We start from the raw sequence: 22,702 nt of genomic DNA, 5'->3' as shown, positions 1-22,702 counted from the left end.
CACATTTGGTGCGACAATAACTCTCGAAAGGATTTTCGCATGGCCACCGTCAAGGTCGACAAGAGCAATTTCCAGACTGATGTGCTTGACGCCAAGGAGCCGGTCGTGGTCGATTTCTGGGCGGAATGGTGCGGCCCGTGCAAGATGATCGCGCCGGCGCTGGAAGACATCGCCATCGAACTCGGCAGCAAGGTCAAGATCGCCAAGCTCAATATCGACGAGAATCCCGAGCTGGCCGCGCAGTTTGGGGTGCGCTCGATCCCGACGCTGATGATCTTCAAGGGCGGCGAAATGGCCGACATGAAGGTCGGCGCAGCCCCCAAGACGGCGCTGTCGCACTGGATCAACGGCAATCTCGCCTGATCCGACCCGAAATTCCGCAGACAAGCCCGGCCATCGCGCCGGGCTTTTCTTTGGCGTCATCGCTCAACGCCGCTGGCCCTCGCGCGCGATGCCTCCATGTCTTCTGCTTAGAGCAATTCCAGGAAAAGTGCGTAGCGGTTTTCCGTTCGGAATTGCGTAAAAACAAACACTTAGAGCGGGTCAGCGTTTCTATCAAAGCTGAACCGCTCTAGGAAAGACAGGAGAACCCCATGACCGGATCCGCCAAGGCCACCGTCTTCATCGACAATGAACGCGTCATCGTCACCGAATACCGTTTCCAGCCCGGCGACAACACCGGCTGGCACCGCCATGGCCATGACTATGTCATCGTGCCGCTGATGGACGGCAAGCTGAAGCTCTTGACGAAGGATGGCGAATCCTTTGCCGAGATGAAACAGGGAGCGCCCTATTTCCGCAAGGAAGGCGTCGAGCACGACGTCATCAGCGCCAATGAAAGCGAATACGCCTTCATCGAGATCGAGCTGAAGTAGACCGGGAGCGGACCCTCGCAGCATCTCCGGTTGAGGCGGGACCGTGTTTCGGGAAGAGTCCGCCTTGAATGCCACTCGCATCGACGCTATATTGCGTCAGAATATGCGTGGTTCAAAGGAAGGCTGAAATGGCTCTGCTCCAGTATGCGGATGGGGGGTTCTTTGCCCCACGCAAAATCGCTGAGGCGCTGCGCACCACCAGCGAGGAAGTGGCCCGAACTGCCGGGCTCGGTCGCGACGCCGTCCAGCGCAAGGAACGCATCCGTTCCGACAAGACGCAGCGCCGCCTGCGCGAGATGGTTGAAATCATCAACAAGGTCGAACCGCGCTTTGGCTCCGCGCTGATGGCGTATGCCTGGTACCGGTCAGAGCCTCTGCCCGGCTTTTCGGGACAGACAGCCATGCAGCTTGTGCGCGGCGGGCGGGCCGCTGAAGTGCTTGAATATGTCGATGCGATCGATGCCGGCGTTCACGCCTGACAGAGCTGATGCACTATCGCGGCAAACTGTTTCGGGCGATCAACCCGATCTACGCACGTGAACCGCTCTCAGGACGCGGCGCCGCACTGTTCGGCGGGCGTTTCAACCCGAAAAGCATGCCGGCACTCTATACGTCGCTGACCGTCATGACCGCTCTGCGCGAGGCCAACCAGGTTGGCAATCTCCAGCCGACGACGCTCGTCTCGTATGACGCCGAAATCGAAAGGGTCTTCGATAGCCGGGACGAGGAGGCGCTCAGGCAAGAAGGATTGGATGCAACAGCTCTTGTTGACAGCACCTGGCGGGACCAGATGCAGGCAAGCGGAGAAGCAAGAACGCAGGCTCTGGCACGCCGATTGATCGCGAAAGGCTATCAAGCCTTGCTCGTTCGCAGCTTTGTGGTCGGCTCTGTCGAGACGGACCTCAACCTCGTTCTATGGAAATGGGGCGATGATCCCCGGTCGCAGCTCGCGCTGATCGACGACGAAGGCAGACTGTCGAGAGAAGCACAATGACGCAGCAATCCGGCTCCTCGATGAAAAGCGCCCACGACGGCTGAGCTTCTCAGAAGAATTCGTCGATCTCGCGCGCGAAACATCCGCGTTGCGCGGATAACTTGCGGTTCAGGCACCAGCAAGGGTCAAACCGGCGGCGTGCCGTTTTCGGCCAGGACCGCGCCGGCCAGATAGAGCGAACCGCCGATCAGGATGCGCGGCGGTGGTCCGTCCCATGTGTCGCGCAGCAGCATCAGCGCATTGGCAACGGAGCTCACCGGTTCAGCCGACAGGCCAGCCTCGACGGCGCGGACCGCCAGTTCGTCATTTGGCACGCTAGCCTCGCTGAGGCTCACCGGGACCGTGTAGACATGCCGCACCAGACCTTTGAAGGCGCGGAAATAACCGCTCTGGTCCTTGGTGTTGATCATGCCGGAAATCAGGAACAGCGGCCGTGGGTTCTTTTCCTCCTGTTCGGCCAGCGCCTCGGCGACGACCACGCCGGCGCCCGGATTGTGGCCGCCGTCGAGCCAGATGTCGGCGCCCGCCGGCGCCAGTTCCGTCAGCCTGCCTGGCGGCAATTTTTGCATCCGCCCCGGCCAGGCGACGTTGGCCATCGCCTTGTCGGCGACGCGATGGCTGATCTCGAAGCCCGCCGCCTTGACCGCCGCAATCGCCGCCGCCGCATTGGCGAACTGATGGCGCCCCGGCAGCCGCGGTGGCGACAGGTCCATCAATCCGTCTTCGTCCTGATAGACCATGCGGCCGTTTTCCTCGAAGGCCAAGAAATCCTGGCCATAGACGAAGGCGGGACAGTCGAGCCGTTCGGCGGTTTCGATAAGCACCTGAAGCGCCGTCTCGCTTTCCTGCGCGCCGATGACCACCGGGCAACCGCCTTTGATGATGCCGGCCTTTTCGGCAGCGATCAGTTCGACACGGTCGCCGAGAAAGGATTCGTGGTCGAGCGAGACCGGCATGATCACCGACACCGCGGGCTCGGTGATGACGTTGGTGGCGTCGAAGCGGCCGCCGAGGCCAACCTCGATGATGACGGCATCTGCCGGATGTTCGGAAAACAGCAGGAAGGTGACGGCGGTGAGGATTTCGAAGACGGTGATCGTCTCGCCTTCATTGGCCTTGGCGACGCGGGCGATGGCGTCGGCGAAGACATGATCCTCGACCAGCCTGCCGCCGCCTTCGGCGGCCAGCCGGTAGCGCTCATGCCAGTTCACCAGATGTGGCGATGTGTGGACGTGGACGCGGTGGCCGGCTGCTTCGAGCAGCGCCCTCGAGAAGGCGGCACACGAGCCTTTGCCATTGGTGCCGGCAATGTGGATGACCGGCGGCAAATGGTCCTGCGGATTGCCCAACCGTTCCAGCAGCCGCGAAATGCGGTCGAGCGAAAGATCGAAGCCTTTCGGATGGAGCGCCATCAGGCTTTCGATTTCGCGGTCGGCGGCAAGCGTCGTCATGGGAGAATCCTAGGCGTGCCACAGATGGCGCGCAATCGCGGTTCGCGACGAAGGATGTCGCGTCAGGCTTGCGGACGTGCTTCCGCCGGGATCGCCGCCGGCGGCAGGATTTCCGGTTCCAGCGGTTTTTGCCCTTCGGGCAGCTTGAGCAGCATTTTCAGGAGCCGCGCGATCGTCTGGCGCATCTCCAGCCGCGACACCACCATGTCGACCATGCCGTGCTCCATCAGATACTCCGAGCGCTGGAAGCCGTCGGGCAGCTTTTCCCTGATTGTCTGCTCGATGACGCGCGGCCCGGCAAAGCCGATCAGCGCGCCGGGCTCGGCAATGTGCACGTCGCCCAGCATGGCGTAGGACGCGGTGACGCCGCCTGTGGTCGGATTGGTCAGGACGACGATATAGGGAAGACCTGCTTCCTTCAGCCGATCGACGCCGACGGTGGTCCTCGGCAATTGCATGAGCGACAGGATGCCTTCCTGCATGCGCGCGCCGCCGGAGGCGGCGAACAGGATCAGCGGCCGCTTGCGTTGCAGAGCGACCTCGAAGCCACGAACGATGGCCTCCCCGGCGGCCATACCGAGCGAGCCGCCCATGAAGGCGAAGTCCTGCACGGTCACCACCACCGGCAGGCCCTCGACGGTGCCCAGCGCATTGATAATCGCGTCCTCCAGGCCGGTCTTGGCCTTGGCGTCCTTCAGCCGGTCGGTGTAGCGCTTCTCGTCGCGGAATTTCAGCGGATCCTGCACCACCTTGGGGTTTTCGAGCGCTTCGTATTTGCCGTCGTCGAAGAAGAATTTCAGCCGCTCCTTGGCCGAGATCTTCATGTGATGGCCGGAGGACGGGATGACGAACTGGTTCTGTTCCAGATCCTTGTGGAAGACCATCTCGCCGGTCTCGGGATCCTTGATCCAGAGATTCTCAGGCATGTCGGTGCGCCGGCCGAGCATCGAATTGATCTTCGGGCGAACGTAGTTGGTGATCCAGTTCATCGCTTCGGCTCCTGTCCTGACCAAGAGGTAGGAAGACTATTCGGCGGCAGCAAGGCGAGCCGCGCGCACGCCTTGCGAAAGCCCGCTGACCAGCGTGGCGACCGCCTCGGCCGGGTCGGCGGTCTTCTCGCCCTTCGGCCCCAGCACATTGGCGACCGCATTGACGATCGCGGTGCCGACGACGACGCCATCGGCATTGGCGCCGATCACGCGCGCCTGCTCGGCGGTTTTGACGCCAAAGCCGACGCACACCGGCAGGTCGGTATGGCCCTTGATGCGCCTGACCGCCGCTGCGACCTTATCGGTGTCGGCAAGTGCGGAACCGGTGATGCCGGTCATCGACACATAGTAGACGAAGCCGGAAGTGTTCTGCAGCACCTTGGGCAGGCGCTTGTCGTCGGTGGTCGGTGTCGCCAGCCGGATGAAATTGATGCCGGCCTTCAGCGCCGGAATGCACAATTCCTCGTCCATCTCCGGCGGCAGGTCGACGACGATCAGCCCGTCTATCCCGCTGGCCAGAGCGTCGCTGAGGAAGCGTTCGACGCCGTGGATGTAGATCGGATTGTAGTAACCCATCAAAACGATCGGCGTTTCCTGGTCGGTGGCGCGGAATTCCGAAGCCATTTTCAGCGTTTTGACCAGCGTCTGGCCGCCTTTCAGCGCGCGCAGGCCGGCCGCCTGGATAGCCGGGCCGTCGGCCATCGGATCGGAAAACGGCATGCCCATTTCGATGATGTCGGCGCCAGCCTTGGGCAGCGCCTTCATGATCGACAACGCGGTGTCGTAGTCGGGGTCGCCGCTCATGAAGTAGGTGACAAGCGCCGGGCGGCCTTCGTTCTTGAGCTTGGCCATGCGGCGGTCGATGCGGGTGGTCATGATCAGATCTCCATGCCCAGCATATTGGCCACCGTATGCACGTCCTTGTCGCCGCGGCCGGACAGGTTGACGATGACGATCTGGTCCTTGTCCATGGCGGGCACGATCTTCACCGCATGCGCAATGGCGTGGGCGGATTCGAGCGCCGGGATGATGCCTTCGACCCGCGTCGTCAGCTGAAACGCCTCTAGCGCCTCGTCATCGAGAACAGGCACATAGTCGACGCGGCCGGAGTCGCGCAGCCAGGAATGCTCCGGTCCGACGCCCGGATAATCGAGGCCGGCAGAGATCGAGTGGCCGTCCATGATCTGCCCGTCGGCGTTCTGCAGGAGGTAGGTGCGGTTGCCGTGCAGCACGCCGGGAGCGCCGGCACTCATCGAGGCGCAATGCTCGATGCCATCGAGGCCGCGGCCGCCGGCTTCGATGCCGATGATGCGGACCTCTTTGTCGTCGAGGAAGGGATGGAACAGGCCGATGGCGTTCGAGCCGCCGCCGACGGCGGCGATGATCGTGTCCGGCAGCCGGCCTTCCTGCTCGAGGATCTGGGCGCGCGCCTCGGTGCCGATCACCGACTGGAAGTCGCGCACCAGCTCCGGATAGGGGTGTGGGCCGGCAGCAGTGCCGATCAGGTAATAGGTATCCTCGACATTGGTCACCCAATCGCGAAGAGCTTCGTTCATGGCGTCCTTCAGCGTGCCGTGGCCGGCGGTCACCGGCCGCACCTCGGCGCCTAGCAGCTTCATGCGGAAAACATTCGGGCTTTGCCGGGCGACGTCGGTTGCACCCATATAGACGACGCACGGAAAGCCGAAACGCGCCGCCACCGTGGCCGACGCTACGCCGTGCTGGCCGGCGCCGGTTTCGGCGATGATGCGCTTCTTGCCCATCCGCTTGGCCAACAGGATCTGGCCGAGGCAGTTGTTGATCTTGTGCGAGCCGGTGTGGTTCAAATCCTCGCGCTTGAAATAGACTTTCGCGCCGCCGCCCAGGCCCTTCGCGGCGGAAACCTCACGAAGATGCCTGGTCAGGCCCTCGGCGAAATAAAGCTTCGACGGCCGCCCGGCATAGTGGGTCGAAAGGTCAGTCAGCTCGGCCTTGAAGTCCGGGTCGTTTTTGACCTCGTTCCAGTGCCGCTCGAGGTCGAGGATCAGCGGCATCAGCGTCTCGGCGACGAAGCGGCCGCCAAAGATGCCGAACATGCCCTGTTCGTCGGGTCCGGTGCGGAAGGAATTGGGTGTCGCCGGCTTGTTCATCGCCGATCTCCTGGCTTGTAGTTGGAGCGATCAAGCTGCGCGGGTGTTCCGCGCGGCTCTGACGGCCCGGAAAAACTGTTCGATCAGCGCCGGATCCTTGACGCCCGGCGCGCTTTCCACGCCCGAGGAAATGTCTAATCCGGGCGGATTTGCAAGCCGAAGGGCATCGCCGATATTGGCGGCGTTGAGCCCACCGGAAAGCATGTAATCGACGCCTGCGTCAAGGCCGGCCAGAATGCGCCAGTCGAAGGCAACGCCGTTGCCGCCCGGCAGTTCCGAACCCTTCGGCGGCTTGGCGTCGAACAGGAAGCGGTCGGCAATGCCGATGAAGGGTTTTAGCCGTTCCAGATCGGCAGCCTCGCCGACCGACAGCGCCTTCATCACCGGCAGGCCATAGCGGGCCTTGAGTCCGGCCACCCGCTCTGGCGTTTCCGAACCATGCAGCTGTAGCATGTCGGGCTGCATCTTTTCGACAATTTCGTCCAGAAACGCATCGCTGGCGTCGACCGTCACGGCGACCGCCCTGGCCTTGCCGGTCGCTGCTTCACGCAACCGGCCAGCTTCCGTAGGCTCGACATAGCGCGGGCTTTTGGCAAAGAAAATGAAGCCGACATGGCTGGCGCCGCCGGCTAATGCCGCGGCCAACGCCTTGTCGGTCTTCAATCCGCATATCTTGATGTCGAGCGCCATCGCGCGGGATTGGCACGAAACGGCAAAAGAGTCGAGAAAAAGCATCCTGTTTGCCGGCGTTGGGAATAGCCCTAGTTTCAATGGATGGATGAAAGGCGGGAGCAAACCATGACGGACAAGACAGTTGCAGAGCTCAGGCAAAAGATCGCGCAGGCCCGCGAGGTCATTGCGCATTTAATGGACAAGGCCGCCTTCAACGGCGCCGAGGCACACCGCGCGCTCGCCTATTTCAGCAACGATGAATTCGAGAGGAGTTTTTTGCCTTGGCCGCGCCATGGCGAAGAGGGGATGCGGCCGGAAGAACTCAACGCCGCGAACGACGATTGAGCGGCAGGCGAATGCGGTGACATCCGGGCGGCAATGCAAACCTTGATGCGCTCCGGTCGTCGAGCTTGACCGAGAGACAGTGGGCGATCCTGCTCGGAGGCCTTCTCCCCGGAACAGAAATCTCACTCTCGCCAGATTCACAAAATCCCATACCTTATAAAGTCTATATTTTTTATACACTTTAATCCGGCGAGCGCTCAAACGCCGCATGACGTAAGCCGGGATCGCATCTTCATGGACAGACGTACGTTTCTCTCCTTTGCCTCTACATTCTCGCTTGGGCTTGCCTTCGGCCTCCCGGCAAGGGCGGCGTTGACCGAGGATCCGGACACAACGCTTGCCGTCGCCGACCAGAGCGAATTGGTGCGGAACCTGCTCGACGCCAGCGGCGAGGCTTCGAAACTCGGCTTCAAGGGAAGTTTTCCGAATTTTGCAGGTGGCCCGGCCATTCTCGAGGCAATGCGCGCGGGCGCTCTGGACATCGCCTATGTCGGCGACACTCCGCCGATCCAGGCGCGAGCGGCAGGGACGCTGCTGCCGATCGTCGGCACGTTTACGCGTAAGGTTGCACAATACCGCCTTACCAGCCGTCCGGGACTGGTCATCCACAAGTTGGCGGAGCTGAAAGGCAAAAAGCTAAGCTATGTCGAAGGATCCGGACGCCAGGTCTTCCTGATCGAGGCCCTGAACCGCGCGGGCGTCTCGCTGAAAGATGTCGAGCTCGTGAACCTTCGCGTTGCGGATCTGCCGGATGCGATTCGATCCGGGGCGGTTGATGTCGCCGTGCTTACGGAGCCCCATATAACGCGTCTTGTCAAACAGGTAGGCGCTTCCCCGGTTCTCGACCCCCTGGAGCGTCAGATTCTGCCTAGCACCAGCTATTTCTACGCCCGGCCCGAAGTTCTGGCCGAGCCCGGGAAGGCGGCAGCCATCGGGAGCTTCCTTGGCGCATTTGCACGCGCGGCCAAATGGGCCAACGCGAACAGGCAAGCTTGGGCGAAATATTACTATACCGACTTCCAGCGCATCACTCCGGACGACACCGCCGCTATCATTGCGGGCGAATCTCCGCTCGAAATGCAAACCGCGGCGGAGGCAATTCCCCATCATCAGAAGCTGATCGACATCCTTTATCAGGCCGGATCGCTCAAGGAGCGCTTCGACGCGCAGACGTCTTTCGTCGACACCTACGATTCGATCGTATCAGCCGAGCGCTGAAACGAGCCTTGCGCCGGAAAGATAAGCAGGAGGAACCGTGACAGAGTTCATTTCGGACCGTCCCTTTCCGACAAGTGTCCGCAAGCCCTCGGCAAGCGTCGGCCGCGAAGCCATGGGAAGCGTACGCCTCGTGCCGTCTCGCCTTCCCCCGGGTGCGAGGTTGCTTGGTCCTGCTCTCGTGGTCCTGGTTTGGGAGGCAGCGTCCCGCATGGGCATCCTTTCTCCCTATACGCTGACGGCACCCTCCACGGCGGTCGTGACGGGCTATCAACTGTTGGCGGACGGCACCTTGCTGCCGCATCTGCTGGCTTCGGCCGGGCGTGCCTATACAGGACTTTTCCTCGGCGTCACGGTTGGTGTTGTCCTGGCGCTTCTTTCCGGCCTGACGCGGAGCGGCGAGGCACTTATTGACGGAGTCGTGCAGATAAAACGCGCGGTTCCGACGCTGGCATTGGTCCCTCTCGTCATCATCTGGCTGGGGATCGGCGAGGCCATGAAGATATTCCTGATCTTCACTGCTGTCCTCGTGCCCGTCTACATCAATACTCACGCGGCACTCAGAGGCATAGACATAGGCCATGTCGAACTGGCCCGAACCCTTGGCCTGACGCGCTCCGAATTCATACGGAAGGTCGCACTTCCCGGTGCTCTGCCCGGCTTCTTTGTGTCGTTGCGTCTTGCCGTCACGCTCTGCTGGACGGCGCTGGTCGTTCTTGAGCTGATCAACACCCAGACCGGCATCGGTTACCTGATGAACCGCGCCCGCGACTGGGGACAGACCGACGTGATCGTGGTCGGGATATTCATCTACGCAATTCTTGGACTCGTCTCCGACGCCCTCGTTCGGTTGATCGAAGCGCGGATGCTCGCCTATCGGCGGGTTCTGGGAACATGACCATTCACGCTCCCTCGTTCGGGCCGGTGTCCTTGCGCAACTTGTCTAGGGGGTTCGGACAAAAGACGATCCTGAATGACATAACGCTCGACATTCCGAGGGGCCAGTTCGTGGCGCTTCTCGGCGAATCCGGCTCCGGAAAAACGACCCTTTTGCGCGCTCTTGCCGGTCTCGATGACGATGCGGTAACGCAAGGGGATTTCCGCACCCCCCGGAACACTTCCGTTCTGTTTCAGGATGCAAGGCTTCTGCCCTGGATGAGCGTCATCGACAACCTGACGCTTGGCCTGAGAAGGTCCGATGCAAAAGTCGCAGCCTCCGCCATGCTGGATTCCGTGGGGCTCGGCGACAAGGCGGATGTCTGGCCCGCCACGCTGTCCGGCGGCCAGAAGCAGCGGGCGGCGCTGGCGCGTTCCCTGCTTCGGCAGCCGGAACTCCTGCTCGCCGACGAGCCGTTCGGTGCGCTCGATGCGTTAACCCGCATGCGCATGCATGGCCTGTTGTTCCGCCTGGTCGAACGGCGCAAGCCGACGGTTGTCCTCGTCACGCATGATGTCGACGAGGCCCTGCTTCTGTCCGATCGGATACTTGTTCTGAAAGACGGCCGGATCGCCGAAGACCATCAAGTCGCCCTGCCGCATCCCCGAAGCACTGGCCACCCGACCTTTGTCGAACTCCGACAGACCCTGCTGCGCAGTCTCGGCGTTGAAACCAATCTGGTGTGAGAGAAGCTCCATGACGCGTAAAATGCATTTCAACCTTTTCCTGATGCCACGCGGGCACCACGAGGGTGCCTGGCGCCATCCGGATTCAACGCGCCGCGCTCTTACCGATCTGGAACTCTATGTCGAGGCCGCCCGGATCGCCGAAGCGGCGAAATTCGACGCCATATTCCTCGCCGACGTTCTGGTTGCGCCCAATAATGGTGGTTTGGTAGCGTCGGGCGCTCTCGAGCCGATCACGCTTCTTTCAGCTCTGGCCGCCCGCACCAGCCAGATCGGCCTCATTGGCACCGCATCCACCACCTACAGCCTGCCCTTCACGCATGCTCGCCAGTTCGCGTCCCTCGACCATCTGTCCGGTGGACGCGCAGGTTGGAACATAGTCACCTCCTGGGCGCCCCAGGCGGGCGCCAACTATGGTCTGGAGCAGGATGTCGCCCATGGCGATCGCTACGCGCTTGCGGAGGAATTCGTGGAGGCGGTCGATGCCCTATGGCGCAGCTTTCCCGTGGAGGCCATTCTGGATGACCGGGACGCCGGACAGTATCTCGATCCAGCGCGGGTACAGCCGGCAAACTATCGCGGCACCCATTTCCGCACGCACGGACCGCTCAACGTACCAAGCAGCCCGCAAGGGCGGCCGGTATACGTGCAGGCGGGACAATCGGAATCCGGGCGCGCCTTTGCGGCGCGATGGGCGGAAGCCATTTTCACCGCGCACCTTGTGAAGGAAACCGCGCAATCGTTCTACTCGGACGTGAAAGGGCGTGCGACCACTTTCGGTCGTCGCCCGCAGGACATCGTAGTTCTGCCCGGCATCAGCGCCGCAATCGGATCGACTACCCACGAAGCGAAGCAAGTCTGGGAAGAACTCGACGCGCTGACAAGCCCGCAGGTCGGGCTGGCCCGCCTAGCGGCGCGATTCGGCGGTCATGACTTCTCCGGTGTTCCGCTTGACCGGCCACTGACACGCGTTGATTTTCCCGACCCTGCCCAGGTGGAGGCGTCCAGAAGCCGGGCGACCGGCTATATCGACGTCGCGCTGAAGGAGGGACTCACTCTGCGCCAGTTGCTACAGAAGCTGGCTGGCGCGCGCGGGCACTTCACGGCGACGGGAACGCCGGAGCAAGTTGCCGACATTATTGAAGACTGGTTCCATTCCGGCGCGGCCGACGGCTTCAACGTCATGCCGCCGATCGTGCATAAGCAGTTCGAGCTGTTTGCGGCGGAGGTGGTGCCGATCTTGCGCAAACGCGGATTGTTCCGCGACGATTACGAAGGAACGACCCTTCGCTCACATTTCGGTCTGAATTCTATCCAGCAGGATATACCATTCGCCCATTCGGCATGATCAGCAAGGCGCCTGTCGGCCATCACCGCGGACAGATATCAAACCTTGATTCTGGATGAACAATTTGAAGGACATTAGCTGGTCATCTACTCGAACATGATCGCTTGCAGCGCGCCGCCATTGCGCTTGAGCCAGTCCTTGCAGCGCTCGGTGTCAGGGCAAAGCTGCTCGCACAATTTCCAGAATTTCGGGCCGTGGTTCATCTCCTTGAGATGCGCCACCTCATGCGCGACCAGGTAATTTATGACAGGCGACGGCGCCATCATGATGCGCCAGGAGAAGGACAGATTGCCGTCGGAGGTGCACGATCCCCAGCGGCTCGACGTGTCCTTGAAGCGGATTGCCTTGGCGCGCTTGCCGACTGCCCCTGTGTGCTTGACCACCAGCGCCTCGATCTCGCGCTTGGCTTCGCGCTTGAGGAAATCGGCGATACGGCGCGGCAGGTGCACGCGATCGCCATGCACGATCATCAGCGGGCCGCGTTCGTCGCGCGACAGCGTGACGGTGCCGCGTTTCGAAGGCTCATGAACGATGCGGTGCGGCACGCCGCGCACCGGTATTTTGATGCCGGGCCGCACCTGCGGCCGGTTCGGCACCTTGGCCAGGCGCTGCTCCAGCCAGTCCTGATGGCGGTCCAGGAATTTTTCCACCTCGCCCCGGCGCAGGCCCGGCGGCACGGTGATGCGCAAGCCGCGGCCGCCGGAATCGATGCGCAGTGTCAGGCGCCGCGCCCGTTCGCTCTCGACGATCTTGAGCGGCAGCGTGCGGCCGGCAACACAATGCTCTCGCTCCACGACGGGAGCGGGCCTGGGTTTGGTCAGGTTGCGGAAGAAGCCGAATGACATGGCCGGACGATACGCGATTCGAGGAAAACGAATAGAACAAAAAAGAAACGGCGCCGCTGACGCGACGCCGTTTTTGATTATTTATCGGGGCAAGGCGCTTACTCGTCCAGCAGGCCTGGCGTGGATTTGCCACCGCGTTTGCCAGCCCCCGTCGAACCGGTCGATCCACCGGTTGTAGGCGACGTCGATTTGTTGCGGTTCGCCATGAAGCGGTCGAACTCTTCCTGGTCCTTGGCGCGACGCAATTCCCTGGCATATTCGTCGAACTCGCTCAGCATCTCGTCGAGCTTGCGGCGCTCTTCATTGAGCCGCTCGAGTTCCTTCTCGCGCCAATCGTCGAAAGCGACGTTGCCGGTGCGGGCGGAGCCGTGGCCCCAGCGCGCAGCCTTATCGGAACCGCGGCGGCAGCCGGCGAAGATGCCATCGGTGGCGCGGTTGACGTCGCGCTTGAAGCCGTCAAGCCGATCACCCCAGATGATGTAGGCGAGCATGGCGAGGCCGAGCGGCCAGAACACCATGAAGCCGATCACCATCAGTGCGATGGTCGCCGGCGTCCAGGCCGGACGGATCAATGCAGATGTGTTCATTTCTCCCAATCCTTCAGTTGGAGACAGCCAATCCCGGCTGCGTGGAATCGAAATGGGAAGGGAAAAACGGCGATTCAAGACAGTGTCAGCCAAAACCGGACAAGCATCTGAAATGATTATCGCTTTTTGAGCATTTCAAGGAAAAGCACGACCAGGCCCGCAATCAGGCCCCAGAACGCGGCGCCGACGCCGAACAGCGTCAGTCCGGAAGCGGTGACGGCAAAGGTGACGGTTGCGGCCATGCGCTCGCCGTCTTCCTGCAAGGCGATCGACAGCGCGTTGGCAAGCGGCGCCATCAGCGCCAGTCCGGCAACCAGCACGATCAGGCTCTGCGGCAGCACGGCGAAGATCGCCACCAGCGAGGCGCCGAAAATGGCGAACACGAAATAGGCAACCGCGTAGAAGGGCCCGGTCTTCCAGCGTTCGCCCGGGTCGGGATGCACGTCGGGGCCGGTGCAGATCGCCGCCGAGATCGCCGCCAGATTGGTGGTCGATGCCCCGAACGGCGCCGAGAGCAGCGAAAACAGGCCGGTGACGCCGATAAGCGGGCCGGGGTCTGGGTGATAGCCCGCGGCCCTCAGCACGGCGAGGCCGGACAGGTTCTGCGAAGCCATGGTGACCAGATAAAGCGGCAGCGCCAGGCCGATGATTGCCGTGACGGTGAACTGCGGCGCAATCAGCGTCAATGTCGAAAGTTCCGGCGTCGGCAGGCCGCCGACCCGGCCGGTGAGGAAGGCCGCAGCGCCGCCGCCGATCAGCACCGCCAGCACCGAGAGCGCCGGATTGACCAAGCGAATGACAAAGAAGGCGGCGATCAGCGGCAGGATCAGCCACGGGTCGAGCGGAATGGCCTTCACCGCATTGATGGCGAAGGTGACAACGATGCCGGCCAGCATCCCCGAAGCGACAGAGGCTGGTATCCTGGCGATCAGCTTGGTCAAAGGCCTGAACAGGCCGGTGGCAATCAGCAAAATCCCGGTGACGATGAAGGCGCCGACGGCCTCTCCCATCGAAAAGCCGCTCGATGCTGCGATCAGCGCGGCGCCCGGCGTCGACCAGGCGGTGATGACCGGCATCCTGGTGCGCCATGACAGCCATAGGCTCTCGATCGCCATGGCCAGGCAGATCGCCGTCACCCAGCTTGCGGTTTCGACCTGTGTCGCGCCCACTGCCTTGGCGGCGGCGATGAGGATGGCCAGCGTGCCGCCGAAGCCGACGATTGCCGCGACGAAGGCGGATACCGGAATGGAAATGCGCATGTCTCTAGCCTGCCTGCCGCACCATGGCGTCGACCGCTCGCACCAGCATGTCGAGATCCTGCGGCCGCGACAGGCGGTGGTCGCCGTCGGGGATCAGCGACAGCGTGACGTCGTCGGCCGGCAGCAGGCCGACCAGTTTCAGCGCATGGCTCGACGGCACGTCCGCATCGGCCAGCCCTTGCAATATATGGACGGGGCAATGGGTGTCGATCGGCCCGTTCATTGTCAGGTTGTTGCGGCCGTCCTCGATTAGCGCACGGGTGTAGATGTAAGGCTCGGCCGAATAGTCCGACGGCTCCTCGAAGAAGCCCTTTTTGGCAAGATCGCGCTTCTGCGCTTTGGTCAGCGCCGGCTCGACCAGCTCTGCCGTGAAATCCGGCGCCGGCGCCAGAAGCACCAGACCGGCGATGCGGTTCTCGCCTGCCTTTTGTAATTCCTGGACCATGCGCAGTGCGATCCATGCGCCCATCGAGGAGCCGACCAGGATTTGCCTGCCTTGCGTGAAGTGACGGAAGACGGCGAGGCTTTGCGAAAGCCATTTCGAGATGGTGCCGTCGGCAAAGGCGCCACCCGATTCGCCATGGCCGGAATAGTCATGGCGCAGGAAAGCACGGCCTTGCCCGCTCGCCCATTCCGACAGCGTCTCGGCCTTGGTGCCCAGCATGTCGGACTTGTAGCCGCCGAGCCAGACAATGCCAGGTGCTGCACCCGCAGTGCGCCTGGCGGCGATGCTGGTTCCGTCGACATCGAGAAAAACCGGTGCGGCCATGGCTAACTCCTTGCGCAGGTCTTTTGCCACAGCTGGCGGTTCGACGAAAAGTGCTCGGCAACTTTCTTCGTTTGGTGCAGGGGCTGCAGTCAGGGAACAGGTGATTTCCTGTGAACGCTGTGCTATTGACTCCGGCCGCGCGCTCACCACATTGGCGCGTTCACAATCTCGAACTGAAAAACCCTGAACGAAACGGCTCAAGGAGACCACGACCATTCGCAGACCTTTCAAAGCAACGGCGCCCACCAAGGAGGGCCCGCGCTCCAACCGTGACATCCGGGTTCCCCGGGTCCAGCTTATCGACGCCGAAGGCCAGAACCACGGCGATGTCTCCATCAACGACGCATTGCTGCTCGCCGAAGAGGCTGGGCTCGATCTGGTCGAGATATCCCCCAACGCAGTGCCGCCCGTCGTAAAAATCCTCGATCTCGGCAAGCTGAAATACGCCAACCAGAAGAAGGCGGCCGAGGCGCGCAAGAACCAGAAGGTCATCGAGATCAAGGAGATCAAGATGCGCCCGAACATCGACAGTCATGACTACGAGACCAAGATGAAAGCCGTCCGGCGGTTTTTCGAGGAAGGTGACAAGGTCAAGCTGACATTGCGCTTTCGCGGCCGCGAGATGGCGCATATGGAACTCGGCATGCAGCTTCTGAACAAGGTTCGCGAGGAAGTGGCGCTGATCGCCAAGGTCGAAGCCGAACCGAAGCTCGAAGGCCGCCAGATGATGATGGTGCTGGCACCCCGCTAAAAGCGATCCCGTCAAAGCAAAGGCCGCTTCGGCGGCCTTTTGTTTTTGTTTTTGTCTTCGCCATGATTTCTCCGCAAGTTGCCCATGATTTCTCCGCAAGTTGCATCGACAAGGAACCTGGTTGCCGGTCCTCGCGGCAAAGGATTGTTCCATGGCCGCTGCAGCACGCTCTCCGATCGAAAAGTCGTTCGACGAAATGGGCCGCTATCAGCGGCGCCGGCGCATCCTGCTGGCGCTGCTGGTTGGCGTTTTTTGCGCTTTGCTGATCTTCGGCGGCTCCGCGCACGATGAGCTTGGCCACGAACGCATAGAGGGGCAGTACGGCGTCGCGCTGATACTGATCGGGATCGGCGGCCGGCTCTGGTCGATCCTCTATATCGGCGATCGCAAGTCGGCCGAAGTGGTTGCTACCGGCCCATATTCGGTGATGCGCAACCCCTTGTATTTTTTCTCTACCGTAGCGGCCGCCGGCATCGGCGCCCAGACCGGCAGCGTGATCGTCTCGGTGGCGTCGGCGGTTTTGTGCGCGGCCGCGTTCTACATCGTCACGCTGCGCGAGGAACGGCATTTGACGACCGTGCTCGGGGCGCCGTACAAGGACTACCTCGCACGGGTACCGCGGTTTTTCCCCAATCCCCGGCTTTTTCGCGATCAGGCTAAGGTCACCTTCACACCGCGCGTCTTCAATCACACGCTGCGCGACGGTTTGGTGTTCCTGGCTTCCATACCGTTTTTCGAACTCATCGAGTCCGGACAGGAAAGCGGTGTAATTCCCGTCCTCTTCTGGCTGTACTGAGCTGGCGGATGGGCGGACAAAACAGGCGACATGCATTAAATCCGCCTGAATTATCCTGCAAGGCGTCCCGGCGATCGGCGGGGTGCCTGTTTTCTTGGCAAGACGCTGCGATCGCCGGCAAAGTTCCTCGATGATCGGATTCCTGACATGCTCAACCAAGTCAAATCGGCCCGGGCCGAGCAACTGCAGGTCAGCCATACGCTGGGCAGCTATCAGCACGCGCGCAGGATGGTGCTTGCTGCGCTGGTGGTCGTCATGCTCGCGGCGCTGCTGTTCGGCCAGTCTGCTTTTCCTCCCGAAAGCGTGCCGCATGAAACGATCGAAATGGTCGGCGTCCTGCTGATCTTTCTCGGCATTGCCGGGCGCCTGTGGTCGACGCTGTATATCGGCGGACGCAAATCCGCCGAGGTGGTGACCGGCGGACCCTATTCGATCACCCGCAATCCGCTCTATGTCTTCTCCTCGCTGGCTGCCGCCGGCGTCGGCGCCCAAATGGGCTCGATTACCGCGACGATCGGCTTCGCGGTGATTTGCGCCGCCGCCTTTCATGTTGTCATCCTGCGCGAAGAAAAGTTCCTGAAGCAGGCACTTGGTGCTCCATTCCAGGCCTATATGGCGCGGGTGCCGCGCTTCTTCCCGAAGCTTTCACTGTATCAGGAAGGCGACACCGGCAGTTTCAAGCCGCGCCTGCTGCGGACGACGCTGCTGGACGGACTGGTATTCCTTCTCGCCCTGCCGTTTTTTGAATCGATCGACGGCGCCCAGCAATCTGGCATACTGCCGGTGCTGTTCCGTTTCCCATAAGCACCGGTGTTGCTAAGCACTGGGTGTTGCGCACAGGCCCGCTTTGACGTATAGGACCGCCGTTCCCAAAAACCGCCCGGCAGGGCATGCCGTGGCGGTTTCATTTGCTTTTCGGGCTTTGGTCGGCCTGAAGCGAACAAAAAGCGCGATGATGCGCACATAAACGGAGTAGCAAAATGCCCAAGATGAAGACCAAATCGGCCGCCAAGAAGCGGTTCAAGATCACAGGTACGGGTAAAGTCCTGTCGGCTGCGGCCGGCAAGCGTCACGGCATGATCAAGCGTTCCAACAAGTTCATTCGAAATGCCCGCGGCACGATGGTTCTGGCTGAACCGGATGGCAAGAAGGTCATCAAGAATTTTCTGCCGAACGGCCTCTAAGGCATTCGGTCTGGACACGCATTTGTTTTACGCAATTCCGAACGGAAAACCGCTAGGCACTTTTCCTGGAATTGCTTTTAAGGAGATCATGACATGGCACGCGTAAAAAGAGGCGTCACCTCGCACGCCAAGCACAAAAAGGTCCTGAAAGCCGCCAAGGGTTTCTACGGCCGTCGCAAGAACACCATCCGCATCGCCAAGCAGGCGGTGGAAAAGTCGCTGCAGTATGCCTACCGCGACCGCAAGAACCGCAAGCGCTCGTTCCGCGCCCTGTGGATCCAGCGCATCAATGCCGCGACCCACGAGCATGGCCTGACCTATGGCCGTTTCATCGACGGTCTCAACAAGGCCGGCATCGAGATCGACCGCAAGATCCTGTCGGACATGGCCATCCATGAGCCGCAGGCGTTTGCCGCACTTGTGGCCAAGGCCAAGGTTGCGCTCGAATACCTCAAGAACACCACGCCGAACGCTTTTGAAAGCGCTGTCGCCTAAGCCAGCGCTTCCCAAGCATTCGCAATTCTAATTTTGGGGAACCCGCGCTGGCACGGCTGGCGCGGGTTTTCTTTGCTCCTAATGCAACCAAAATGGCGACATGGCACCAAAATGGTGCCGGTTGCCCGATCAAGAGAGTTTCGCCGTGAACGCCACCGCTGGAAATCTTGAAGTTCTTGAAGGCTCGCTGCTTGCCGACATCGCGTCGGCCACCGACGAGGCTGCGATCGAAGCCGTGCGTGTTTCAGCGCTCGGCAAGAAGGGCTCGGTCTCAGAAATGCTGAAGACGCTCGGCTCGATGAGCGCAGAAGAGCGCCAGGTAAAGGGCCCGGCTATCAACGGCCTCAAGAACCGCATCACCGAGGCGCTTACCGCGCGACGCGCCGAGCTGAAGGATGTGGCGATCGCGTCACGGCTCGCGGCGGAAAAGGTCGACGTGACGCTGCCGGTGCGGCAATCACCAGCCGAGCGCGGCCGCATCCATCCGATCAGCCAGGTCAGCGACGAAATCGCCGCGATCTTCGGCGATCTCGGTTTCGCCATCGCCGAAGGTCCCGATATCGAGACCGATTACTACAATTTCACCGCGCTGAACTTCCCGGAAGGACATCCGGCGCGCGAGATGCACGACACCTTCTTCTTCCAGCCGGATGAGAAGGGCGAGCGCAAGCTTTTGCGCACCCACACCTCGCCGGTGCAGATCCGCACCATGGAGGTGCAGAAGCCGCCGATCCGCATCGTCATTCCCGGAAAGACCTACCGGCAGGATTCCGATGCCACCCATTCGCCGATGTTCCATCAGGTCGAGGGGCTGGTGATCGACAAGACAGCCAATGTCGCCAACATGAAATGGGTGCTGGAGGAGTTCTGCAAGGCGTTCTTCGAGGTGCCACAGGTCAAGATGCGCTTCCGGCCGTCTTTCTTCCCGTTCACCGAACCCAGCATGGAGGTCGACATCCAGTGCGACCGCTCGCGGCCGGGCGAGGTGCGCTTCGGCGAAGGCTCCGATTGGATGGAGATCCTCGGCTGCGGCATGGTCCACCCCAATGTGCTCAGATATGGCGGGCTCGATCCCGACGAGTATCAGGGCTTTGCCTGGGGCATGGGCATCGACCGCATCGCCATGCTGAAATACGGCATGCCGGACCTGCGCGCCTTCTTCGACGCCGATGTGCGCTGGCTGTCGCATTACGGCTTCCGGCCGCTCGACATGCCGACGCTATTCGCAGGCTTGAGCGCATGACAGCGGCCCACACCGGCGGCTGCCGCTGCGGCGCCGTGCGGTTCGAGGCTTCGGCCGAACCGCACCATGTCAGCTATTGCCATTGCGGCGATTGCCGGCGGGCCAGCGGCGCGCCGGTGTCGGCCTTTGTCGGCTTTATGACCGATCAGGTCGCCTTCACCGGCAAGGCGCTGAAGATGTTCGAGAACGGCTCGGTGACGCGCTCCTTTTGCGGCGTCTGCGGCTCGCCGATCGCCTATGTCGACGAGCAGCTGGCCGACCACATCTATTTCATGCTCGGCGCCATGGATAGGCCGGCCTATTTCAAGCCGACGCACCACGCCCATGTGCGCGAGCAGCTTCCCTTCCTGCACATGCCCGACGCGCTGCCGCGCCATTTGAATACCAGCGTGCCCAGACCAGCCAACTTGCAAAGGCCTGATGGGCAAAGACCAGACGGAACACAGTCATGAAATTCACCCTCTCCTGGCTCAAGGATCACCTCGAGACCGACGCCTCGCTGGCCGAGATCGTCGAGCGGCTGACCTCGATCGGCCTCGAAGTCGAGCATGTCGACGACAAATCGAGCCTAAAACCCTTCGTCATCGCAAAAGTGCTGACGGCGGTGCAGCATCCCGACGCCGACCGGCTGCGCGTGCTGACCGTCGATACCGGCGACGGCAAGCCCCCTGTGCAGGTTGTGTGTGGAGCGCCGAACGCCCGCGCGGGCCTGATCGGCGCCTTTGCAGCACCCGGCACCTATGTTCCCGGCATCGACGTGATGCTGACCGTCGGCAAGATCCGCGGCGTCGAAAGTCACGGCATGATGTGCTCCGAGCGCGAGCTTGAACTTTCCGACGAGCATGACGGCATCATCGACCTGCCGGAAGATGCGCCGGTCGGCACCAGCTATGCCGCCTACGCCCATCTCGACGACCCGCTGATCGAGATCAATTTGACGCCGAACCGGCCGGACGCAACCAGCGTCTACGGCATCGCCCGCGATCTGGCGGCGAGTGGGCTCGGCCGCCTCGTCGGCGGCGCCATCATGCCGCATGCCGGCAGCGGCATGTGCCCGGTGAAGGTGACGATCGAGGCGCCGGAGCTCTGCCCCGGCTTCGCGCTGCGCCTGGTGCGCGGCGTCAAGAACGGCCCGTCGCCGAAATGGCTGCAGCAGCGGCTGATCGCCATTGGTCTGAGGCCGATCAGCGCACTGGTCGACATCACCAATTACGTCACCTTCGACCGCGGCCGGCCACTGCATGTGTTCGACGCGAACAAGGTCGCCGGCAACCTTACCGTGCGCCGGGCGCGCGACGGCGAAAAGGTGCTGGCGCTCGACGGCCGCGAATACACGCTGACGCCCGAAATGTGCGTCATCGCCGACGAGGACGGCGTCGAATCCATCGCCGGCATCATGGGCGGCGAGCATTCCGGCTGCGACGAGAACACGTCAGACGTGTTGATCGAATCGGCGCTTTGGGATCCGATCACCACGGCCCGCACCGGCCGGACCCTCGGCATCATCAGCGATGCGCGCTACCGGTTCGAGCGCGGCGTCGACCCCGAATTCATGGTCCCGGGGATAGAGCTGGCGACCAAGCTGGTGCTTGATTTCTGCGGCGGCACGCCGAGCGAAACCGAAGTCGTCGGCTATGCCGGCCATCTCGAGAAGATCGTTTCCTTCCCGCTGTCGGAAGTGAGGCGGCTGACCGGCATCGAGGTGCCGAGGGACGAGAGCCTCGGCATCCTCGCCCGCCTCGGCTTCAAGCCGGAGGGCGCGGGTGATGTCGTCGATGTCGCTGTGCCGTCCTGGCGGCCGGATGTCGACGGCAAGGCCGATCTGGTCGAGGAAGTCATGCGCATCCATGGCGTCGACAACATCGCCCCGCAGCCGCTCGGCGCCCATGATGCCGTCAACGCCAAGATCCTGACTGTGCTGCAGGTCCGCACCCGCGCTGCCAAACGGGCGCTGGCGGTACGCGGCATGATGGAGGCCGTCACCTGGTCGTTCATCCCGGCAAAACATGCCGAGCTGTTCGGCGGTGGCCAGGCCGCATTGAAGCTCGCCAATCCGATCGCCGCCGATATGTCGGACATGCGGCCCTCGCTGTTGCCCGGCCTCATTGCCGCCGCGCAGCGCAATGCCGACAAGGGCATCGGCGATGTCGCGCTGTTCGAAGTGTCGGGTACCTATCAGGGCGATGCGGCCGACCAGCAGCGTCGCGTCGCCGCCGGGGTGCGGCGCGGCACGGCCAAGCTCGACGGCTCCGGCCGTCATTGGGCCGGCAATGCCGGCGCTGTCGGCGTGTTCGATGCCAAGGCCGACGCGATCGCAGCACTAGAAGCCTGCGGTGCGCCGGTCGAGCGGCTGCAGATCGAGGCCGGCGGCCCGGCCTGGTATCACCCCGGCCGTTCCGGCACGATCAAGCTCGGGCCGAAAGTCGTTCTCGGCACCTTCGGTGAATTCCACCCGAAGACCTTGGAGGGTTTGGATGTTTCCGGGCCGCTCTGCGGCTTCGAGGTCTTCGTCGACGCCGTGCCCGAACCGAAGGCCAGGCCGACGCTGACAAAACCGAAGCTCGAACTGTCCGCCTTTCAGGCGGTCAAACGCGATTTCGCTTTCGTCGTCGACAAGGCGGTCGAAGCCGGTACGCTGACCCGTGCCGCCCTTGCCGCCGACAAGAAGCTGATCGCCAACGTCTCGGTCTTCGACGTGTTCGAAGGGGCGTCGCTGGGCGCTGCCAAGAAGTCGATCGCCATCGAAGTGTCTATCCAGCCGATCGAAAAAACGCTGACCGACGAGGATTTCGAGGCGCTGGCAAAGCGGATCGTCGAGAATGTGCACAAGCAGACCGGCGGCGTACTGCGCGGCTGAGCTTGCGGATGCCCGGCGATCACTGTTGTGCTGCGATGAGCCCAGTATTCTCCGCAGACGTTGGCGCGAGGCACCCCCCTCTGTCCTGCCGGACATCTCCCCCTCAAGGGGGGAGATTAGCAACTCCACAGTCGTGCTCAGTTGCAGGACTTTTTATGATCGAAAGTGAAGGAGAGCCGATCTCCCCCCTTGAGGGGGAGATGTCCGGCAGGACAGAGGGGGGTGCCTCGCGCCAACGTCTCTCTACCTCCTGCACAAAAAGGGGCGCCGAAGCG

At 62.2% G+C, this 22,702-nt stretch carries 26 protein-coding genes; 17 read left to right on the top strand and 9 right to left on the bottom strand.

Going from position 1 to position 22,702, the window contains the following annotated elements:
* Positions 1–39: 39 nt before the first annotated feature.
* The 4 genes from trxA to ABID19_RS08650 all read left to right on the top strand — a co-directional run bounded on the left by trxA (position 40) and on the right by ABID19_RS08650 (position 1,869).
* The gene (trxA, locus tag ABID19_RS08665) at positions 40–363 is read left to right on the top strand and encodes a thioredoxin (protein ID WP_027152031.1); all 324 of its coding nucleotides are present in this window, start codon (positions 40–42) and stop codon (positions 361–363) included.
* 230 nt (positions 364–593) lie between these two features.
* On the top strand, positions 594–875 hold the full coding sequence (locus ABID19_RS08660; RefSeq protein WP_354489691.1) for a cupin domain-containing protein: 282 nt from the start codon (positions 594–596) through the stop codon (positions 873–875).
* Between the two features lie 128 nt (positions 876–1,003).
* Positions 1,004–1,354 carry an MbcA/ParS/Xre antitoxin family protein gene (locus tag ABID19_RS08655; RefSeq protein ID WP_354489689.1) on the top strand — a complete coding sequence of 117 codons (351 nt, stop codon included), beginning with the start codon at positions 1,004–1,006 and terminating at the stop codon, positions 1,352–1,354.
* Positions 1,355–1,362: 8 nt separating this feature from the next.
* Positions 1,363–1,869 carry an RES family NAD+ phosphorylase gene (locus tag ABID19_RS08650; protein WP_354489687.1) on the top strand — a complete coding sequence of 169 codons (507 nt, stop codon included), beginning with the start codon at positions 1,363–1,365 and terminating at the stop codon, positions 1,867–1,869.
* 125 nt (positions 1,870–1,994) lie between these two features.
* Here the strand turns inward: ABID19_RS08650 and ABID19_RS08645 are convergent, their stop codons facing one another.
* The 5 genes from ABID19_RS08645 to ABID19_RS08625 all read right to left on the bottom strand — a co-directional run bounded on the left by ABID19_RS08645 (position 1,995) and on the right by ABID19_RS08625 (position 7,128).
* Positions 1,995–3,320, bottom strand: coding sequence for a bifunctional folylpolyglutamate synthase/dihydrofolate synthase (locus tag ABID19_RS08645; protein WP_352926771.1), 1,326 nt, complete (start codon positions 3,318–3,320; stop codon positions 1,995–1,997).
* A 62-nt stretch (positions 3,321–3,382) separates the two neighbouring features.
* Complete coding sequence (accD, locus tag ABID19_RS08640) at positions 3,383–4,309, bottom strand: acetyl-CoA carboxylase, carboxyltransferase subunit beta (protein ID WP_354489684.1); 927 nt, start codon at positions 4,307–4,309, stop codon at positions 3,383–3,385.
* Between the two features lie 36 nt (positions 4,310–4,345).
* The gene (trpA, locus tag ABID19_RS08635) at positions 4,346–5,185 is read right to left on the bottom strand and encodes a tryptophan synthase subunit alpha (RefSeq protein WP_354489683.1); all 840 of its coding nucleotides are present in this window, start codon (positions 5,183–5,185) and stop codon (positions 4,346–4,348) included.
* Between the two features lie 2 nt (positions 5,186–5,187).
* Positions 5,188–6,438, bottom strand: coding sequence for a tryptophan synthase subunit beta (gene trpB, locus ABID19_RS08630; RefSeq protein WP_354489681.1), 1,251 nt, complete (start codon positions 6,436–6,438; stop codon positions 5,188–5,190).
* A 30-nt stretch (positions 6,439–6,468) separates the two neighbouring features.
* On the bottom strand, positions 6,469–7,128 hold the full coding sequence (locus tag ABID19_RS08625; protein WP_354490647.1) for a phosphoribosylanthranilate isomerase: 660 nt from the start codon (positions 7,126–7,128) through the stop codon (positions 6,469–6,471).
* 108 nt (positions 7,129–7,236) lie between these two features.
* Here ABID19_RS08625 and ABID19_RS08620 point away from each other — a divergent pair, with 108 nt between their 5' ends.
* The 5 genes from ABID19_RS08620 (at position 7,237) to ABID19_RS08600 (ending at position 11,641) form a co-directional block, all read left to right on the top strand.
* Positions 7,237–7,455 carry a hypothetical protein gene (locus ABID19_RS08620; protein ID WP_354489680.1) on the top strand — a complete coding sequence of 73 codons (219 nt, stop codon included), beginning with the start codon at positions 7,237–7,239 and terminating at the stop codon, positions 7,453–7,455.
* 234 nt (positions 7,456–7,689) lie between these two features.
* Positions 7,690–8,673, top strand: a complete 984-nt coding sequence (locus ABID19_RS08615) for an ABC transporter substrate-binding protein (protein ID WP_354489678.1) — start codon at positions 7,690–7,692, stop codon at positions 8,671–8,673.
* A 208-nt stretch (positions 8,674–8,881) separates the two neighbouring features.
* Entirely contained in the window at positions 8,882–9,568 is a 687-nt protein-coding gene (locus ABID19_RS08610) for an ABC transporter permease (RefSeq protein ID WP_354489676.1), read from the top strand.
* Positions 9,565–10,293: an ABC transporter ATP-binding protein gene (locus ABID19_RS08605; protein ID WP_354489675.1), complete on the top strand. Its 729-nt coding sequence runs from the start codon at positions 9,565–9,567 to the stop codon at positions 10,291–10,293. Before ABID19_RS08610 ends, ABID19_RS08605 begins: the two co-directional genes overlap by 4 nt.
* 10 nt (positions 10,294–10,303) lie before the next feature.
* The gene (locus ABID19_RS08600) at positions 10,304–11,641 is read left to right on the top strand and encodes an LLM class flavin-dependent oxidoreductase (RefSeq protein ID WP_354489673.1); all 1,338 of its coding nucleotides are present in this window, start codon (positions 10,304–10,306) and stop codon (positions 11,639–11,641) included.
* 86 nt (positions 11,642–11,727) lie between these two features.
* Here the strand turns inward: ABID19_RS08600 and ABID19_RS08595 are convergent, their stop codons facing one another.
* The 4 genes from ABID19_RS08595 to ABID19_RS08580 all read right to left on the bottom strand — a co-directional run bounded on the left by ABID19_RS08595 (position 11,728) and on the right by ABID19_RS08580 (position 15,101).
* Positions 11,728–12,486 (bottom strand): M48 family metallopeptidase, encoded by a 759-nt coding sequence (locus ABID19_RS08595; protein ID WP_354489671.1) that lies wholly within the window; start codon positions 12,484–12,486, stop codon positions 11,728–11,730.
* A 98-nt stretch (positions 12,487–12,584) separates the two neighbouring features.
* The gene (locus ABID19_RS08590) at positions 12,585–13,073 is read right to left on the bottom strand and encodes a DUF2852 domain-containing protein (protein ID WP_354489670.1); all 489 of its coding nucleotides are present in this window, start codon (positions 13,071–13,073) and stop codon (positions 12,585–12,587) included.
* A 116-nt stretch (positions 13,074–13,189) separates the two neighbouring features.
* Positions 13,190–14,332, bottom strand: coding sequence for a benzoate/H(+) symporter BenE family transporter (locus tag ABID19_RS08585; protein ID WP_354489668.1), 1,143 nt, complete (start codon positions 14,330–14,332; stop codon positions 13,190–13,192).
* A gap of 4 nt (positions 14,333–14,336) precedes the next feature.
* Positions 14,337–15,101: an alpha/beta hydrolase gene (locus ABID19_RS08580; RefSeq protein WP_354489666.1), complete on the bottom strand. Its 765-nt coding sequence runs from the start codon at positions 15,099–15,101 to the stop codon at positions 14,337–14,339.
* Positions 15,102–15,315: 214 nt separating this feature from the next.
* Between ABID19_RS08580 and infC the strand changes: the two genes are divergently transcribed.
* From infC to pheT, 8 genes are all read left to right on the top strand, one after another.
* On the top strand, positions 15,316–15,852 hold the full coding sequence (infC, locus tag ABID19_RS08575; RefSeq protein ID WP_354490646.1) for a translation initiation factor IF-3: 537 nt from the start codon (positions 15,316–15,318) through the stop codon (positions 15,850–15,852).
* A gap of 151 nt (positions 15,853–16,003) precedes the next feature.
* Entirely contained in the window at positions 16,004–16,648 is a 645-nt protein-coding gene (locus ABID19_RS08570) for a methyltransferase family protein (RefSeq protein WP_354489664.1), read from the top strand.
* Between the two features lie 147 nt (positions 16,649–16,795).
* Positions 16,796–17,452 (top strand): methyltransferase family protein, encoded by a 657-nt coding sequence (locus ABID19_RS08565; RefSeq protein WP_354489662.1) that lies wholly within the window; start codon positions 16,796–16,798, stop codon positions 17,450–17,452.
* A 176-nt stretch (positions 17,453–17,628) separates the two neighbouring features.
* Positions 17,629–17,832, top strand: a complete 204-nt coding sequence (gene rpmI / locus ABID19_RS08560) for a 50S ribosomal protein L35 (RefSeq protein ID WP_006201248.1) — start codon at positions 17,629–17,631, stop codon at positions 17,830–17,832.
* Positions 17,833–17,925: 93 nt separating this feature from the next.
* On the top strand, positions 17,926–18,327 hold the full coding sequence (gene rplT / locus ABID19_RS08555; protein WP_006201247.1) for a 50S ribosomal protein L20: 402 nt from the start codon (positions 17,926–17,928) through the stop codon (positions 18,325–18,327).
* 145 nt (positions 18,328–18,472) lie between these two features.
* Positions 18,473–19,570 carry a phenylalanine--tRNA ligase subunit alpha gene (gene pheS, locus ABID19_RS08550; protein WP_354489660.1) on the top strand — a complete coding sequence of 366 codons (1,098 nt, stop codon included), beginning with the start codon at positions 18,473–18,475 and terminating at the stop codon, positions 19,568–19,570.
* Positions 19,567–20,022: a GFA family protein gene (locus ABID19_RS08545; protein ID WP_354489658.1), complete on the top strand. Its 456-nt coding sequence runs from the start codon at positions 19,567–19,569 to the stop codon at positions 20,020–20,022. The genes pheS and ABID19_RS08545 overlap by 4 nt, the downstream gene beginning before the upstream one ends.
* Positions 20,019–22,427 carry a phenylalanine--tRNA ligase subunit beta gene (pheT, locus tag ABID19_RS08540; RefSeq protein ID WP_354489656.1) on the top strand — a complete coding sequence of 803 codons (2,409 nt, stop codon included), beginning with the start codon at positions 20,019–20,021 and terminating at the stop codon, positions 22,425–22,427. Before ABID19_RS08545 ends, pheT begins: the two co-directional genes overlap by 4 nt.
* The last annotated feature ends 275 nt before the right edge of the window (positions 22,428–22,702 follow it).

It is taken from the genome of Mesorhizobium robiniae (assembly GCF_040545535.1).
Classification (GTDB): Bacteria; Pseudomonadota; Alphaproteobacteria; order Rhizobiales; family Rhizobiaceae; genus Mesorhizobium; species Mesorhizobium robiniae.
This window is presented reverse-complemented; position numbering and strand designations above follow the sequence as displayed.

Bases quoted from the DNA above. Each gene is read 5' to 3' on its own strand.
- rplT (WP_006201247.1), top strand. From the start codon at position 17,926: ATGGCACGCGTAAAAAGAGGCGTCACCTCGCACGCCAAGCACAAAAAG.
- ABID19_RS08610 (WP_354489676.1), top strand. From the start codon at position 8,882: ATGGGCATCCTTTCTCCCTATACGCTGACGGCACCCTCCACGGCGGTC.
- ABID19_RS08565 (WP_354489662.1), top strand. From the start codon at position 16,796: ATGCTCAACCAAGTCAAATCGGCCCGGGCCGAGCAACTGCAGGTCAGC.
- ABID19_RS08620 (WP_354489680.1), top strand. From the start codon at position 7,237: ATGACGGACAAGACAGTTGCAGAGCTCAGGCAAAAGATCGCGCAGGCC.
- trpA (WP_354489683.1), bottom strand. From the start codon at position 5,185: ATGACCACCCGCATCGACCGCCGCATGGCCAAGCTCAAGAACGAAGGC.
- ABID19_RS08580 (WP_354489666.1), bottom strand. From the start codon at position 15,101: ATGGCCGCACCGGTTTTTCTCGATGTCGACGGAACCAGCATCGCCGCC.
- ABID19_RS08615 (WP_354489678.1), top strand. From the start codon at position 7,690: ATGGACAGACGTACGTTTCTCTCCTTTGCCTCTACATTCTCGCTTGGG.
- ABID19_RS08650 (WP_354489687.1), top strand. From the start codon at position 1,363: ATGCACTATCGCGGCAAACTGTTTCGGGCGATCAACCCGATCTACGCA.
- ABID19_RS08605 (WP_354489675.1), top strand. From the start codon at position 9,565: ATGACCATTCACGCTCCCTCGTTCGGGCCGGTGTCCTTGCGCAACTTG.
- ABID19_RS08570 (WP_354489664.1), top strand. From the start codon at position 16,004: ATGGCCGCTGCAGCACGCTCTCCGATCGAAAAGTCGTTCGACGAAATG.
- rpmI (WP_006201248.1), top strand. From the start codon at position 17,629: ATGCCCAAGATGAAGACCAAATCGGCCGCCAAGAAGCGGTTCAAGATC.
- pheT (WP_354489656.1), top strand. From the start codon at position 20,019: ATGAAATTCACCCTCTCCTGGCTCAAGGATCACCTCGAGACCGACGCC.
- ABID19_RS08585 (WP_354489668.1), bottom strand. From the start codon at position 14,332: ATGCGCATTTCCATTCCGGTATCCGCCTTCGTCGCGGCAATCGTCGGC.
- accD (WP_354489684.1), bottom strand. From the start codon at position 4,309: ATGAACTGGATCACCAACTACGTTCGCCCGAAGATCAATTCGATGCTC.
- ABID19_RS08655 (WP_354489689.1), top strand. From the start codon at position 1,004: ATGGCTCTGCTCCAGTATGCGGATGGGGGGTTCTTTGCCCCACGCAAA.
- trpB (WP_354489681.1), bottom strand. From the start codon at position 6,438: ATGAACAAGCCGGCGACACCCAATTCCTTCCGCACCGGACCCGACGAA.
- ABID19_RS08600 (WP_354489673.1), top strand. From the start codon at position 10,304: ATGACGCGTAAAATGCATTTCAACCTTTTCCTGATGCCACGCGGGCAC.
- trxA (WP_027152031.1), top strand. From the start codon at position 40: ATGGCCACCGTCAAGGTCGACAAGAGCAATTTCCAGACTGATGTGCTT.
- ABID19_RS08660 (WP_354489691.1), top strand. From the start codon at position 594: ATGACCGGATCCGCCAAGGCCACCGTCTTCATCGACAATGAACGCGTC.
- ABID19_RS08545 (WP_354489658.1), top strand. From the start codon at position 19,567: ATGACAGCGGCCCACACCGGCGGCTGCCGCTGCGGCGCCGTGCGGTTC.
- ABID19_RS08590 (WP_354489670.1), bottom strand. From the start codon at position 13,073: ATGAACACATCTGCATTGATCCGTCCGGCCTGGACGCCGGCGACCATC.
- ABID19_RS08595 (WP_354489671.1), bottom strand. From the start codon at position 12,486: ATGTCATTCGGCTTCTTCCGCAACCTGACCAAACCCAGGCCCGCTCCC.
- ABID19_RS08645 (WP_352926771.1), bottom strand. From the start codon at position 3,320: ATGACGACGCTTGCCGCCGACCGCGAAATCGAAAGCCTGATGGCGCTC.
- ABID19_RS08625 (WP_354490647.1), bottom strand. From the start codon at position 7,128: ATGGCGCTCGACATCAAGATATGCGGATTGAAGACCGACAAGGCGTTG.